Annotated in this window: 9 protein-coding genes; 3 read left to right on the forward strand and 6 right to left on the reverse strand. The window is 73.4% G+C overall.

The annotated features are described in order from the left end of the window. Positions 1-82: 82 nt before the first annotated feature. The gene (ligA, locus tag AB0C69_RS03980; protein ID WP_360349426.1) at positions 83-2,074 is read right to left on the reverse strand and encodes an NAD-dependent DNA ligase LigA; all 1,992 of its coding nucleotides are present in this window, start codon (positions 2,072-2,074) and stop codon (positions 83-85) included. Positions 2,075-2,143: 69 nt separating this feature from the next. Further along, the gene (locus AB0C69_RS03985) at positions 2,144-4,000 is read right to left on the reverse strand and encodes a serine/threonine-protein kinase (protein ID WP_360349429.1); all 1,857 of its coding nucleotides are present in this window, start codon (positions 3,998-4,000) and stop codon (positions 2,144-2,146) included. A 156-nt stretch (positions 4,001-4,156) separates the two neighbouring features. Here AB0C69_RS03985 and AB0C69_RS03990 point away from each other — a divergent pair, with 156 nt between their 5' ends. Next, entirely contained in the window at positions 4,157-8,914 is a 4,758-nt protein-coding gene (locus AB0C69_RS03990; protein ID WP_360349432.1) for a HEAT repeat domain-containing protein, read from the forward strand. A 33-nt stretch (positions 8,915-8,947) separates the two neighbouring features. Here AB0C69_RS03990 and AB0C69_RS03995 read toward each other — a convergent pair whose 3' ends face one another. Further along, a complete protein-coding gene (locus AB0C69_RS03995; RefSeq protein ID WP_360349435.1) occupies positions 8,948-9,415 on the reverse strand; it encodes a hypothetical protein in 468 nt (155 codons plus the stop codon). Between the two features lie 162 nt (positions 9,416-9,577). On the opposite strand from AB0C69_RS03995, the gene AB0C69_RS04000 reads away from it, so the two are divergent. Further along, positions 9,578-10,345: a phosphotransferase gene (locus AB0C69_RS04000; RefSeq protein ID WP_360349438.1), complete on the forward strand. Its 768-nt coding sequence runs from the start codon at positions 9,578-9,580 to the stop codon at positions 10,343-10,345. 155 nt (positions 10,346-10,500) lie between these two features. Then, the gene (locus AB0C69_RS04005; RefSeq protein WP_360349441.1) at positions 10,501-11,607 is read left to right on the forward strand and encodes an epoxide hydrolase family protein; all 1,107 of its coding nucleotides are present in this window, start codon (positions 10,501-10,503) and stop codon (positions 11,605-11,607) included. An 83-nt stretch (positions 11,608-11,690) separates the two neighbouring features. On the opposite strand, the gene AB0C69_RS04010 is transcribed toward AB0C69_RS04005, so the two are convergent. Genes AB0C69_RS04010 through AB0C69_RS04020 form a run of 3 tightly spaced genes read right to left on the reverse strand, consistent with a single transcriptional unit; the run spans position 11,691 to position 14,544 of the window. Then, entirely contained in the window at positions 11,691-12,029 is a 339-nt protein-coding gene (locus tag AB0C69_RS04010) for a ferredoxin family protein (protein WP_360349444.1), read from the reverse strand. Continuing rightward, entirely contained in the window at positions 12,026-13,576 is a 1,551-nt protein-coding gene (locus AB0C69_RS04015; RefSeq protein WP_360349447.1) for an FAD-binding protein, read from the reverse strand. Before AB0C69_RS04015 ends, AB0C69_RS04010 begins: the two co-directional genes overlap by 4 nt. Next, positions 13,573-14,544, reverse strand: a complete 972-nt coding sequence (locus tag AB0C69_RS04020) for an ABC transporter substrate-binding protein (RefSeq protein ID WP_360349450.1) — start codon at positions 14,542-14,544, stop codon at positions 13,573-13,575. The genes AB0C69_RS04015 and AB0C69_RS04020 overlap by 4 nt, the downstream gene beginning before the upstream one ends. Positions 14,545-14,578: the final 34 nt, after the last annotated feature.

The raw sequence follows: 14,578 nt of genomic DNA on the forward strand, positions 1-14,578 counted from the left end.
ACGGCAGGCGTCACCCCTGTGCGCCGTGGGAGGAGGTGAGGCGTCCGACCCGACCGGGTGGTTCCGCGGGAGCCGGACGCGGTCAGATGACGCCGGCTTCGGTCAGCCAGCGCCACAATTCGTCTTGGTGGACGACGGTGACGCCGAGCTTCTCGGCTTTGCCGGTCTTGGCGGCTCCGACGTTGGCTCCGGCGAGCAGGTAGTCGGTGCTGGCCGAGACCGACGACGCGGTCGTCGCGGCCGCCTGCTCGACCAGGCGGGTGACGTCCGGGCGGCTGATCTTCGCGCCGGAGCGGGGGTCGGTGAACGCGCCGGTGATGACGACCGACGTGCCCTTGAGGGGCGAGTCGCCCGCGGCGGCCGCGTCGAGGGGCCGGTCCTCGGGCAGGACGTCGAGGTTCACGCCGCGCTCGCGCAGCGCGGCGATCTCCTCCCGGACCTCCGGACGGGCGAAGAAGGCCACGATGCTCTCGGCGGCCTTCGGCCCGATGTCGCGGATGGCCACCAGGTCCTCGGCGGTCGCCGCCGCGACGTCCTCGATGCGCTCGTAGCCGGCCAGGCACAGGCGCTTGGCCGTGCCCTCGGAGGCCATCGGGATCGCCAGCCCTATCAGCGCGCGCCGCAGCCCCACGTCCTTGGACGACGCGATCGAGTCGACCATGTTCTGGGCGCTGACCTCGCCCATCCGCTCATAGCCCAGCAACTGCTCGGTCGTCAGGTCGTAGAAGTCGCTGCGGTGTTTGAGCACGCCGTCCTCGGCGAGCTTCTCGATCCAGACGTCGCCGACGCCCTCCATGTCGGCCGCCTGACGCGAGGCCCAGTGCATCAGCCGCCGCGTCGCCTGCGCCGGGCACTGAAGATTCACGCACCAGCGCTCCTCACCGGTGCCGCGGACCTCCAGTTCGGAGTCGCACGACGGGCAGTGCGTCGGCGGAACGATCTCGATCTCGCTGCCGTCGCGCCGCTCCGGCAGCGAGCGGCCCGCGAACGGGATCACGTCGCCGCGCCGCACGACCGCCACCGTGTCGCCGATCCGCAGGTCGCGCTCGCGGATCAGCCGGGGGTTGTGCAGGGTGATGTTCTCCACCGTCACGCCGCCGACGAACACCGGCGCGACCTTCGCGCGCGGCGGGACGCGGCCGATCTTGCCGACCGGCCACTGGACCGCCAGCAGCGTCGTCAGCTTCTCCTCCGGCGGGTACTTGAACGCGATCGCTCCGCGCGGCTCGGCGCTGTTGAACCCCGCCGCGTCGAACGCCGCCGGCTCGTGCAGCCGCACGACCGCGCCGTCGATGTCGTAGTCCAGACCGTCGCGGCGGCCGCCGATCTCCTCGATCGCGGCGATGACCTCCTCGGCGCCGGCGCCCACGTACTGGGCGACCGACTCGAAGCCCGCCGGGACATCGATCGCGACGCCGTCGCGGTCGGCGCCGAACGCGAAGAACCTCAGCACGCGCTTGGCCTTCACGGCCGCTTCGGGATCCTTGAGCACCAGCGTTCCGGCGGCTCCCGAGCGCGGGTTGGTCAGGATCCGCTCCGGGTGCGCCTCGTTGTAGGCCGTCCAGACCGACCGGAGCATCACCGCCTCGCCGCGGACCTCCACGCGCCCGGGCTCCTCGATCTCGGCCGGCAGGCCCGGGATCACGTGGCGCACCTTCTCGGTCACCAGTTCGCCGACCGCGCCGGTGCCGCGCGTGGCGACGTAGTCGAGCGTCCCGTCGGTGTAGACGACGCTGAGCGAGAGCCCGTCGAGCTTCTCCGACACGCGGAAGACCTGGCCGCCGAACCGCTCGCAGAACGTGCGGATCTGCTCCTCGCTCGTCGCCTTGGCCAGCGACAGCATCGGGCGCGCGTGGCGCACGGTCGGACCGGTCAGCTCCGCGGGCGCGTTGACCTTGCCGAGCGGGCTGTCGGCGGGCTCCAGCTCCGGATGCTCGGCGACGAGCGCGGCCAGCTCGTCCTTCAACGCGTCGTAGTCGGCGTCCGGCAGCGGGCTGTCGCCGGCGCCGTAGTACAGATCGTTCAGTCGCTTGACCTGGGCGGTCAGCTCGGCGATGCGCTCTCCAACGTCCACGCCTCGATTAAACGCGACGGCACCGACAACCGGACGCTCCGCTCCCCGCCCGGAAACGCGATCCTCGCGTCAGACGACCTTGGCGCAGAGGACGCCTCGCCGGAAATCCCATGTCAGGGAGCCGCGGGGGCACCGGCTCTTGTGATAACCGGTGAACCGGAGGACGCGGCCGTATTCCTTTGGAAGGCCGCTCTTGCCGCATCTCCACGACGTCATCAGACCGTAGCCGCTGATGGCCGCCAGGCCCGGTTTGCTGCCCTTCTTGCCCAGGAAGCATTCACCGTTCCTGAACCGCCGTTCTAGACAGAGATAGGTTCTCTCGCCGTCGTGAGCCGGGGACTCCCAATAGGACTCTCCGTTGAGCGGTTTGGCGTCGCACGCGCCGCTCGTCTTCTCCACGCCGGTGACCCTCAGGTAGGCGTCGCTCTCCCGGCAGGAGACGGCGCGGGGCATGCCCCCGAGCCACCCGCCGGGGTTCCAGGGGTCCCCGGACGCGTCCAAGCAGTCGTTGACCGAGATGTCGTCGAACGCCTTCCAGGTCTTGTCGGGGGTCGGACTCGGCCGGACGCTGCTCCCCTCGCCCGTGGGGCCGGTCGAGCGGCTCGTCGGCGAGGTCGACGCGGCGTCGGCGTTGTTCGAGCCCTTCGAGTCCCCCTTGCCGGCGACGACGATGAGCACGGCGACGAGCACGACCCCCGCGACCGCGGCCAGGACCACCGCGGCCTGCCTGGCCGGTGGACGCTCCCGCCGACGCTCCGCCCGCACCGGCGCCGGGCGCGGTGACGGGCGCGGTGACGGGCTCGGCGACGGCGGGCGCGGGTCCGCGGGCGGCTGATCGCGCTCGGCCGGCGACGGGCGCGCTCCGCGTTCGCCCGTGCCGCCCTTCCTCGTGAAGACCTCGGTCTCGGCCACCCGCGAAGCGATCATGCTGGTGAACGTCTCCGGCAGGGGCATGCCCTCGTCCGCGACGAGCGCGGAGCAGCGGTCCAGGAACTCCCCGGTCGCCGGGCGGCCGCGCGGGTCCTTCTCCAGACCGGCCGCGATCAGCGGTCTCAGCGATGCCGGGACGTCCGCCAGGTCCGGGTTCTGGTGGCGGACCCGGTAGCCGAGGGCCTCGGGCGGCCCTTCGCCGAAGGGATGGCGGCCGGTCGCGGCGAAGGCCAGCACCGCGGCCAGGCAGAACACGTCGCTGGCAGGTTCGAGGTCGCCGCCCAGGAACTGTTCGGGCGACATGTAGCCAGGCGTGCCCACCAGGGTCAGGCTCTGGGTGGGCGCGTCCATCGCGCGCGCGATGCCGAAGTCGATGATCCGCGGCCCGTCCTGGGCCAGCAGGACGTTCCCCGGCTTGAGGTCCCGGTGGATCACGTTCTGCTCGTGGACCGCCCGGAGCCCTTCGGCGAGCCCCGCGCCGAGCGCCGCCACCGAGATCTCGGGCAGCGCGCCGTTCTCCTCGACGGCGTCCTGCAGCGACGGCCCCGCTATGTACTCCGTGACCAGCCACGGCGGGTCGGCGTCGGCATCGGCGTCGATCACCTGCGCCGTGTAGAAGCCCTTGATGCGGCGCGCCGCCGCGATCTCCTTGGTGAACCGGCGCCGGAACACCGCGTCGTCGGCGAAGTGAGGGTGGACGACCTTCACCGCCACCAGCCGCCGGCCCTGGGAACGGCCCAGGTAGACCTGCCCCATCCCGCCCGCTCCCAGCCGCGCCAGCAGCCGGTACGGCCCGACCCGTTCCGGATCGGCGGCCCTGAGCGCCCTGAGTCCCGTGCCGGACATCTCACCTGCCCCAGGTTCGTCGAACATCATCGTCTTCTCGAGGACGAGCCCGGTGACGGCGGTCGTCCGGTGGCAGCGCCCGCGGCGCGGCCCCTGCGTCTTCCCGTGCCTGAGCCGGGGCCATTCTGCGCGGCGGTCATCGTTGATCACAGCTCTTACACGAGGTCTTTGTCGACGGATCGCCCGTTGCTGGCTTTGCCGGGGTCCGGGACGGGCCGCGCCCCGGCGCCCGGAACCCGCCGGGGGGCGGCGCGGAGCGCTCGCTACGCTTGGCGCGCATCCGTGATCTGCTGGAGTTGAGAGCGCATGACGTCGGTCGACGACCCGGTCCTCACCGCCATACGCTGCGCCGACGCGGACGGGCTCGCGGCCGCGCTCGATCCGTCGCGGTGCCCGCCCGCCACCTTGCGGCTCCTCGTCCGGCACGAGGACGCACGCCTGCGGACCCTCGGCCTCGTGTGCCTCGCCGAACGCCTTGAGGCGGGACGGGATGAGGACCGTTCCGAGCTGGCCGAGTTCGCCGCGTCGTTGCCGGGAACCCTCGACGGTTCGCCGGAGGCGTCCCTGGCCCTGGCGCGCCTTCGTCTGCGCTTGCGCTCCCACCTCCGGGACCGGCCCTGGCCGCAGTGGCGGGAGGCGGATCTGCCGGTCCGGATCCAGATCGCGTGGCTGACCGCCGAGATCGCCGACCGGCCGGAGACCGTGCGGGACGAGCCCCCGGGCGAGCTGTTCTACCAGGCCGTCCGCGGGATCGGCGTGTCCGACGTCGACGAACCCGAGCGCCTCGCCCGGGAGCTGATGGGGCGGCTCGACCCCGTGCTGCGGTCGGAGGCTCTGCGGGTCACTCGCGAGGCCCTGCGCGCGGGGCTGCTGGCGCCGGAGCGAGCCCGGACCCTCGTGGTGGGGCTCACCGGGACGATCGCCGGGGAGCCCGCCGCGAGCGCCGCCGCGGCCGGCGTCGCCGCGGCGGCGCTGCGTGAGCTGTCCGAGCCCTGGGCCGCGTTGGATCCGCTGCCGCAGGAGCACCTCTTCCGGTTCCTCGAAGGCGGACCGGGCGACGCCATCCCCGCGGTGGCCGCCGCGGCGATCGAAGCCGCCGCCCGCCATGGGCATCAGGACCTGCTCCGTGACGTGGCCGCCGACCGAGGGCGGCCCCCGGGGCTCCGTCAGCGGGCGCTGGAGCTGCTCGGAGACCTCGCGAGCCGCGACGACATCGGCGATCTCGTGAGCATCGCCGCCACCGACCCGCTCCTGCTCGCCGGGCCGGTCACGCGATGCCTGCGCGGGCTGCACCGGCGCGGGCACTTCCCGGCGGGCGACGCCGTCCCGGCGATCGTGCGCCTGGCCGTCGCCGACCACTCGGTGCCCGCGGACGACGTCGCCACCGTCCTGTTCACGTCCCGGCAGGAGACGCTCAAGGAGCTGATGGGCGCGGATGCGGACGATCCGCACTGGCCGCGCCGGCTGGAGCTCCTGGTCGCTCTGGCCGCTCAGGGCACCGGGGACCTGCCGGTGGGCGAGAAGGTCACTGACCTGCTGTGCTCCGCGCCGGATGCCCGGCCGTTCCTGCGGGCGATCCGCGCGCTGCGCCACACGGCCGCCGAAGAGGCCGTCATCGCCGCGCTGCCCAGGTCGCCCGCCGCGGCGGTGGAGGCCCTGGAAGCCGTGGGCGGAGCCCGGACGGTCACCGCCCTGCGAGACGGTCTGGGCCTGGACGGGCCCGAAGGCGGCGTCGCGGTGGTGCCTCACCTGCGGCCCGTGCGCCACCGGGCCCTGGAAGTGCTGTGGCATCTCACCGAGGACCCCGACCAGCGAAGGTCGATCCTGGTCCGGCTCGCCCCGCGGGATCTGCCGGGCCGGATCGCCGCGGATCTCGGCGGCCCGGACGACCGGGAACTGGCGCTGCTCCGCGCGGGCCTGGACCCGGAGAAGCCGGTCGAGGCCCTGTGCAGGCTGGCGCGCAACGCCGCCTGCGAGACCGTGCCGGCCATCGCCGACCTCCTGCTGCGGGTGGTCGCCGATCTCGCGGCGTCCTGGGCGCCGGGCGCGTCCGCAGATGCCACCGAGCCGGCGGTGCCGCAGGAAGTCGTCGCGGCCGTCCGCGACCTCGGCGGCCGCCTCCACGAGAGAGGAAAGATCAGGCCGCGCTGTCTTCTGGACGCCGCGGACGCGCGTGAGGCGGGCGAGGCGCTCGTCGCCGGCATCGCGCTCGATCTGCTGGACCGCCCTGACCTGACGGCGGCTGAACAGATGGTGCTGCTCAGCCTGCTCCTGCAGACCTCCCATCGCGGGATCAGGGCACGCGTGCATCCACTGCTGCGCCACCGTGACCGCCATGTCCGCAAGCACGTGATCGCGCTCCTCGCCCGCGACGCCGACGGCGAGGACGCGCAGGCGCTGTCGGCGAGCCTGATCCCGCTCACCGCCGCCTCCGACGTACAGACCGCGCGGCAGGCGCTGCTCGCACTCGGGCACGCGCGCGCGTGCTGGGCCGCGGCCGCGATCGCCGCCTGCCTCGACCACCCCAACATGAACGTCAAGAAGACCGCCGCGAACGCGCTGGTCCACGCCGGGGCCCCCGCGGCAGTGCCGAAGCTGCTGTTCTGGCTCGGAAGGCACGACAACCCCGGCCTGCGAAGCGCGCTCATCGCGGCATTGCGGACGATCCTCGGCGACGCCTACGCCGCGACCGTCGTCGCCGCCGCCGACCGCGCCGCCGACGACCGCACCCGTGCCCTCCTGGCGGCGGGGCTCGACAGGGCGCTGTCCGCCCGTGCCGTCGGAGCCCTGGCCGACCAGGGGTCGCCGACCGGGGCGGCCCTGCTCTCACTCGTCGCCGGACGCCGGCTCACCCTTGGATCGGGTACGGCCGCGGAGCTGGCGGACCGGATGGCGGCCCACGGCATCACGCCACCGAGCCGTCGGCAAGAACCGCAGACCGCCCTGCCGGAAGCTGAGATCGACGCCCTGGTGGACCGCGGCTGGAACACCGAGATCGCACGCCGCCTCGCCGGAAGGGTCGATCGGGATTCCGCCGAGCCGACCGCCGAACGGCTGAGCCTGCTCCGGCCGATGCTGGAACGCTGGCTGGAACTGGCCGCCGAGGAGCCGGAACAGCGCGGCCGGGTCCTGCGGCTCGTGTCGCGCCTCTGCCCCCCGCCGTGGACGGCCGGTGAGTCGGAGGCCTTCGCCCGGTCCGCGCGGACACTCGTGGCGGGGCTGGCCGACATCGGCGACGCTCATCGCGACCGCCTTCTCGCGCTGCTGGAGGACGCGGTCGGGCGGCTGCCCTCCACCAGCGGGTTCGACATCGCCGCTCGGATCCGCGCGCTGCCCCAGGAGGCCGTGGGAGGCCGGTCCCTCCTCGTGCTGCTGCGCCGGTGCGGCGCGGTGCTGACCCGCACCGATCTCTGGCGGGCGCTGGCCGCCGCCCGCGCGGGCGCGAACCCGTGGCTGGCGGAGGCGGAGGTGTTGCGCGAGGCGTTCGGGGCGGCAGGACGGGCCGCCGCCGCGAGCGGTCGCGCCGAGACGTCCGAGCCTCCCGCCGTGAGCCGGTGGCGGGACGCCCTGTCCGCGGCCGCCCGAACTCCTGACGGCCTCCGGCGATTCCGCGTCGCGGACCGGCCCGCCGACCTCGGCGACAGCCCGATCGGTTCGAGGGACCGGCTCCACGCACTGATCGAGGTGTTCGTCGAAGCCGACACGGGGGTGCGCGGGCCTCTGCTGGACTGGATGATCGAGTTGCAGCCCCTCGACGCACCGCCGTGGACCATCGCGGAGGACGCCCGCCGGTCCGCGCCGGACCGCGCGTCTCGTGCCGGTGACCGGGACCAGCCCCGTTCGGCGGTTCAGTGTGAGCGCCTCCTGAGGCTGCTGGAAGATCCCGCGCGGGACCGGCGCGAAGCCGCCGCCCGCGCCATGCTGCGCTGGCCCGAGCCCGAGTTCCGGCTCGCGGTCCTGCACGCCTTCCTCGACGGCCGGGTCGACCTCACCGTCTCCGGCGACCTCGCGCAGGCCCTGGCGCTCGTGAGCGAGACCGAACTGCGCCGGGCCGCAGACCGCGACTCCGGCGGCGACGCGGTTCGCGAACGGATCGCCCGCGTCGCCTCCCATCTGGATCCGCCGGACGTGGACCGGTTCATCCCGCTGCTGGCGGCATGGTGGGAGCACGGCGGACGCTCCCTCCACACGTACGCCGGCCGAGCGTTGCGCAAGGCGGACCCCGACGTCCTGGCCGAGGCCCTGTCCGGCCGGCTCGACAACGGAGACTGGGGCCTGGTCGATCTCATCTCCGGCGTCGCGCTGCTGCGCACCCCCACGCTGGCGCGGGCGCACCGGCGCCTACGCGAGGAGGGACGCCACGACCTCGCGGACAAGCTCGTGCTGGTGGACGGGCCGCTGCGCCGTCCCGGCGCGGCCGAGCGGGACTCCGCCGCTCTCTCGGCGCTCCGGAGCCGGCCGGTCGTCCCGGAGGCCGCGCGACGGCCGACCCGAGCGGACCTGTTCCGGCTGGCCCGTACGGGCGGCCCCGAGCAGATCCGCCGGGCGCTGACCCTGCTCGCCGAGAGCCACGACGACGACCCCGCACGCACGCGCCGGCACGGCGCGGACCGGACCGCGGACCCCGATCCGGAGTTCAGGGAGCTGCTGGCCGAGTCGCTCGGCCATCCCGAGGCCAGGGTGCGCCTCCACGCCCACCGGATCTCCCGGAAGGCGATGGACCGTGAGGACTACCTCGAACACACCGTGCTGCTGCTGGACGACCGGCAACCCGACATCGTGCGCTCGGCGGTCAAGACCTTGTGCCACGCGGCGTGGAAGCCGGCCGTCCCGGCGCTGGTCGGCCTGCTCACGCACTCCCACCCGGCCGTCCGGAGGGCCGTCTCCGACGGGCTCGTCCTTCTCGGGGCGCCGGCGGTTTCCGCCCTCAGGCACGCCGCCGGCAAGGCGCGCCCGGACAAGCGGCACATCTACACCACAGTGCTCGACAGAATCACCGAAGCTCAGGACGGGGCGGCGGCCGGTCCGCGGACCCCTGCCGGACCTTCGGCCCGCAGGCCCTGAACTCGTCGATCACCGCCGCGTCCCGCCCGGTCGCTACTGCTGCCGCCGCATCCAGCGTTCGGACTTGCGCCATCCCTCTCGGCAGGCGGCCAGGAAGGCATCGCGTCCCGCCGGGAACGACCCGCCTCCCTCCACTCCCCGCCGGTAGGACTTCTCGCAGAAGTCCGACGGAGCGTTCTCGCCCATGGTGACGCGCATGCCCGCGGCCATCTGCGCCATCCTCGTGAACGTGTAGCGCTTGCCGTCCGGATCGATCATCACGATCTGCCTGCTGTTGGTGATCTTGGGGTCGGACGGCGTGGGCCGCGGCGGCGACGGCCGGGCGCTCGTGGGCGGCGCCGCGGAGGGCGGCGGCGCATCGGTCGTGCCCCCGGAGGGCGTGCTCGGGGCGGGCGCGGAGGAGGAGCCGGCCGCCGCGTTCCCGCCGTCGCCGTCGCACGCGGCGGCGCCGATGAGGAGCAGGCCGCTCACGGCCAGTCGGATCGCGATCGTTTTGGTCACGGGGAGCTCCGAGGAGAGAAGGCAACGGAAGATGACTGGAGGAACACGCGTCTGTCTGACGGTCGCCCGCAGGGGAAAGGTTCGCGCCATTATCGGGATCCGAGCAGGGCGCACCTGGAAAACCAGATGCGCGGGCGCGGGGCCGCAGGTTGCATAGCCGGAATGGAGGAGCAGCCGCTGCCGGGCGGCAGGCACGTGGGCGGGGTCCGCATCGGTGACACCGTGCACCGTCCCGCGAATCCCTGGACGTCCACCGTGCACGCCGTGCTGCGCCACCTGGAGACGGTGGGGTTCGAAGGCGCGCCCCGGGTGCTGGGGTACGACGGGCAGGGGCGCGAGGTCCTGACGTTCCTGCACGGCGACACCATCGGTGAACGCCACCCCTGGCCGGCGTGGCCTCATTCGGACGGAGCCCTGCGGCAGGCGGCCGCGTGGATGCGGCGGCTGCACGACGCGATGGCGTCCTTCGTCCCCCCGGAGGACGCGACCTGGTTCGCGGGGCAGAACTGGCGGCCCGGACTGGTCATCGGCCATCACGACGCCTCGCCGTACAACGTGGTGTGGACCGAGGCCGGCGGCCTCGTCGGGTTCGTCGACTGGGACACGGCAGGCCCCTCCTCGCGCGAGTTCGACCTGGCGCACCTGGCCCTGACCTGGGTGCCGCTCCAGGCCCGGCACGTCGCCGAGTTCCAGGGGTTCACAGCGTTCGAGGACAGGTCCCGGCGTTTGCACCTCCTGCTGGACGGCTACGGCTACGAGGGCGACCGCGCGGCCTTCGCGGGCGTCGTCGCCGGCCGGGCCCGTCGCCAGGCAGGCGTCATACGCCGCCTGGTCGACGCCGGCCAGACCGCGCTGCGGCCGTTCGCCGAGCAGCTGGAGCAGGCCGCGACCGAGGTCGAGGCACTCCCCGCCTCCTTCTGGCGCGCCTAGGAGACCATCTCCGTCACCTCGGGCCGCGGTCGATCGTGCGCTGTCCCCCGCCCATGTCGCCATCCCTCATTGTTGGCACGACCAACAGTTTCGGGTAGAGTTGGCAACACCAACGTTGGCAAAGCCAACGAAATGGCGATCTCTGGAGTCAGAGCATGATCAAGCCGTTCCGCATCGACATCCCCCAGGCCGACCTCGACGACCTGACCGACCGGCTCTCCCGCACCCGCTGGCCCAACGAGGTCGCCGACGCCGGGTGGGACTACGGCTTCCCGCTGGCGCGGCTCAGGGAACTGGCCGAGCACTGGCGCACCGGCTACGACTGGCGCGAGCACGAGGCGCGGCTCAACGAGCTTCCGCACTTCACCACCGAGATCGAGGGACAGAACATCCACTTCGTGCACGTCCGGTCGCCGAGGCCGGACGCGCTCGCGCTGGTCCTCACCCACGGCTGGCCCGGCTCGTTCCTGGAGTTCCTCGACGTGGTCGAGCCGCTGTCCCGCGACTTCCACCTGGTGATCCCGTCCCTTCCCGGGTTCGGCTTCTCCGGCCCGACCCACGAGCGCGGCTGGGACGTCGTCAGGATCGCGCGGGCCTGGGCCGAGCTGATGCGCCGTCTCGGATACGAGCGCTACGGCGCGCAGGGCGGCGACTTCGGATCGGGCGTCTCCTTGGCGCTCGGCGCCGTCGCCCCCGAGCGGGTCGTCGGCGTCCACGTCAACTACCTGCCGACCCGGCCGGCCCCGGACGCCGGCGTCGAACTGTCCGAGGCCGACGAGGCCCGGCTGGCCAAGGTCAGGCAGCTGATGGCGAACCGTCCGCCCTTCCAGGCGCTGCAGGCCCTCACCCCGCAGACCATCGGCTACGCGCTGACCGACTCGCCGGTCGGCCAGCTGGCCTGGATCGCCGAGCGCTTCGCGGAGTGGACGGACCCTCGCTCGCAGATCGACGACGACCGGATGCTCACCGACGTCTCGCTGTACTGGCTGACCGCCACCGCGGCCTCCTCGGCGCGGCTGCACCACGACGCCCCGCGGCGGACCGAGCCGTGCCGGGCGCCGGTCGGCGTGGCGGTCCTCCCGCGCGACATCACGCAGTCGGTGCGGCCGCTGGCCGAGCGGCTGTACGACATCAGGCACTGGTCGGAGTTCGAACGCGGCGGCCACTTCGCCGCGATGGAGGTGCCGGAGCCGTTCGCCGAGGACGTCCGCGACTTCTTCCTCACCCTCGCCAAGGACGACGATCCGGTCGCCACCCGCTAGAGGACGCCGACGGCCGCGAACCCCTCGGCCCGGGAGTTCGCGGCCGATCGCCCGGCCTGGGGCCGGTCGGCCTCATGCCGAGGTCAGAGGCCGAGGCGTTCGGTGAAGACGTGGTTGCGGTCCGCGCGGCTGCCGGGGGTGCGGCCGCGGCCCCAGCCGACGATGCGCCGGTAGTCGCCGAACGCGCCGGCCAGCGCGTCCTCGTCGGTGTGGGGCGAGCCCTCCGGGGCCGGACCCGTGAACGGCGCGACGTAGAGGGCGTCCGTCGGGCAGTGGGCCTCGCACATGAAGCACGTCTGGCAGTCGTTCTGCCGGGCGATCACCGGAACGCCGTCCGGACCGCGGTCGAACACGTCCGTCGGGCACACCTTGACGCACACGTCGCACCGCACGCAGCGCCCCGCGCTCACCACTTCGATCATGCCGGCGCCTCCTGGGGCTCGGGGGCCGTCCACGGTTCGTCCAGGCCGCCGACGAGGCGCCGGTGCTCGTACCGCGGCAGTTGCGGGAGGCCCTCCAGCCGGTGCATGCCCCGGGACTCGGGACGGGCCAGAGCGGCGCGGTAGCTCCACCGGGCGTGCGCCGTCATCGCCGCCGCCGACCTCGCGCGGAGGCGTTCGCGACCGGTTCCGGCGATTCCCTGGGACGTGATCCGCTCCCACAGCGCGTCGAGGACGGCCAGCGAGGCGCGAAGCCCGTCCCGCGTCCGGAAGAGGTTGCGGTCGAGCGGCAGCATCTCGTCCTGCACGGCCATGATGACGGTCGCCGCGTCGAGCCGTCCGGGGCGCAGGCCGGCGCGCCCGGCCGGGACGGCGTGGGGACGCGCCCGTCCCACCGCGAACTCGGCGGCTCCGCGACCGGCCCAGGTGCCCGACGAGATCGCCCATGCCCCGTTGTAGGCGCCGCCCCCGCTGACGGCGCCGGACACCAGTTCCCGCGTCGCGACGTCGCCGGCGGCGTACAGGCCGGGGACGGTCGTCGCGCAGTCGTCGCCGACGATCCGCAGGCCGCCCGTCCCGCGAACCGTGCCCTCCAGCACCATGCGCAGCTCGTACCGGTCGCGGAAGGGGTCGATCCCCGCCTTGTCCAGTGGCAGGAAGTAGTTCGGCTGGGCCTGCCGCATCGCCTCGTGGAGTTGCGGGGGCGCCCTGTCCAGCCGCGCGTACACCTTCTCCCCCGCCGCGAGCCGCTCCGCGACGCGGATCCTGGCGCCGAGCGGATCCGGCACGTCGATCGGGACGCCGCGTTCTGTGTAGTACGTCGCGAACTGCATCATCAGACCCTTGGTGTGCGAACCGTGCGCCGGCGAGAACGCGTAGGCGCTGGAGAACTCCATGCCCGACAGCTCGGCGCCCAGCTCGGCGGCCATCAGGTGCCCGTCCCCGGTGTCGACGTTGGTGCCGAACGCGCCGGACAGGAACGCGCAGCCTCCGGTGGCGAGGACGACCGCGCCCGCGCGGACGGTCCAGGTCTCGCCGCCCTTCTGGCGGGCGATGCCGGACGCGCCGGCCGCGACGCCCCAGTCGTCCACGAGCAGGCGCAGGGCGGGGTGGTGATCGAGGATCGTCACGCCCGATCTGCGCACCCGGCGCCGCATCCGCTTCATGTACTCGGGCCCCTGGAGGCTGCCCCGCCGCTCGACCCCGTCCTCGTCGACGGGGAACGGGTATCCGAAGGAGGCGAGGTCGTCGACCCGGCGGTAGGTCTCGTCCAGGACGCGCGCCATGGTGCGGCGGTCGGCGAGCCGGCCGCTCTGCTCGAAGCGCCCGTCGACCGCCCGTGCCCGCGCCTCCCCGTCCGGCGGGACGTGCCAGAGGTTGTTGCCGCCCGACGCGGTCGGCCCGCTGGTGCCGCAGTAGCCCTTGTCCGCGAGGACGACCCCGGCCCCGGCGCCGGCCGCGGCGAGCGCCGCCCACGCCCCGGCGGGCCCGCCGCCGAGGACGAGGACGTCGGTGTCCTGCGGGGTCACGGCCTGGCCCCGGGCGCCAGCCAGGATTCGAGGGCGTAGTCCTTCTTGATCAGCGCCTGCTGGACGAGGAACGTCTTGGTCCCTTCGAGCAGCTTCAGCCCCTCCGCCGGGAAGGGCTCGTCGGGCAGCTGGTCCTTCAGCGTCGTCTTGATTGAGACGTCGGCGGCGTAGCCGCCGGTCCGGGCCACGTAGGCGGTGTAGCCGGGCCAGTCCGCCTTGGCGACCCGCGCGGCCTTGGTCTCGGCCTTCTGCCACACCTGGACGATGTCCTTGTGTCCCGCCAGGTACTTCTCCGTCACGACGGTGACGGACGTGCCGAGCAGGTCCGGATGGTCCCGGGACGCGATGTCGATCGACTTGTAGCCCTTCTGCTCCTGCGCGACCTGGTCGGCGGAGACCAGGCCTCCCGCGTCGATCGAGTTCTTCTCCAGCGCCGCGACGATCGCGGGCGTGTACATGTGGATGATCTCTTTCGGCCTCACCCCGGCCTGCTTCAGGGCGCCGAGCAGGTAGCGGTGGATGTAGGAGCCCGTCTGGACGCCGATCCGCTTGCCCTCCAGGTCCTTGAGGGACGCCGGTCCGCCGTCCTTCCGGGCGACGATCGCGGCGTCCAGGCGGATCGAGTTGAGCGACAGCAGCCGGGTCGGCAGGCCCTGCCCCCGGCCGATGAGGGCAGGGGTGTCGCCGTACTGGCCGATGTCGAGGGAGCCGCCGGCGAGGGCCTGGTTCAGGTCGGGGCCGTTCGGGAACGTCGCGACCTTGATCTTGGTGATGCCGGCGGCCTTCAGCTCCGGCAGCAGCTCGCCGCGCTGGTCGAGGAAGCCGACGGCGCGGGTCAGCTTGTTGCCGACCCCCGACCCGATCACTCCGATGCGGAGCGTCCCGGAGCCGCTGTCGGCCTCGGAGGAGCCGCACGCCGTCGCGGCGAGGACGAGGAGGCCGGCGGCCAGAACTCGGGGGAATCTCACGGTGTGGCCTTTCATGGGGGTCGTTCGGGTCGGG

It is taken from the genome of Actinomadura sp. NPDC048032, assembly GCF_040653175.1.
In the GTDB taxonomy this organism is placed as follows: domain Bacteria; phylum Actinomycetota; class Actinomycetes; order Streptosporangiales; family Streptosporangiaceae; genus Spirillospora; species Spirillospora verrucosospora.

Excerpts from the sequence above, each read along its gene's own strand:
- AB0C69_RS04010 (WP_360349444.1), bottom strand. The coding sequence starts at position 12,029 with ATGATCGAAGTGGTGAGCGCGGGGCGCTGCGTGCGGTGCGACGTGTGC.
- AB0C69_RS04000 (WP_360349438.1), top strand. The coding sequence starts at position 9,578 with ATGGAGGAGCAGCCGCTGCCGGGCGGCAGGCACGTGGGCGGGGTCCGC.
- AB0C69_RS04005 (WP_360349441.1), top strand. The coding sequence starts at position 10,501 with ATGATCAAGCCGTTCCGCATCGACATCCCCCAGGCCGACCTCGACGAC.
- AB0C69_RS03990 (WP_360349432.1), top strand. The coding sequence starts at position 4,157 with ATGACGTCGGTCGACGACCCGGTCCTCACCGCCATACGCTGCGCCGAC.